Raw genomic sequence first — 517 nt, 5'->3', positions numbered from 1 at the left:
GCCGCCGGCCTCGTGGTACGGCAGGGCGTCGACGACGAGGGCGCGCAGTTCCGGGTACTCGCGGTGACAGCGCCCGGCGAGTTCGGCCGCGGCGTCCTGGAGTCCGGGGGTCTCGTCGCCGGTGCGGGCGAGGCGGCCGATCGGGTCGGCGCCCAGGGTGCCGCGCACCTCGCCGCGCGGGACGTCGCGTTCGTCGTACAGGCGCAGCAACTCGGCGCAGGCGGCGGGGAATTCGTCGCCCGCGTCGAGCGCGATCGGGGCGAGGTCGAGATAGACACAGTCGAGGGCTTCGGACAGTCCGGAGACGGGCACGCCCGCCGCTCCCACCGCCAGCCACAGCGAGGTGGTGCCGTTGGCCAGGTCGTCGAGGACGGCTTCGTTGGTGCGCGCGGGGTCGGTGCGCCCGTGGCGCTGGCGTACGTCCCAGCCGCCCGGCGCGGGGCCGCCGGGCGACGCGGGCATGCCCGGCTTCGCGCCCTTCACCCGCGGTGGCACCCCCGGCGGCCCCGCGCCGGGC

General features: G+C 77.6%; 1 pseudogene. It reads right to left on the bottom strand.

The features are described 5' to 3' along the window. Nucleotides 1-517: pseudogene (locus BHU15_RS37710) on the bottom strand (methylmalonyl-CoA mutase family protein); the annotation flags it as partial.

The organism is Streptomyces niveus (assembly GCF_001723055.1).
Taxonomy (GTDB): domain Bacteria; phylum Actinomycetota; class Actinomycetes; order Streptomycetales; family Streptomycetaceae; genus Streptomyces; species Streptomyces niveus.
The sequence above is the reverse complement of the archived record's forward strand: the minus strand, read 5'-3'. Positions and strand labels throughout refer to the sequence as shown.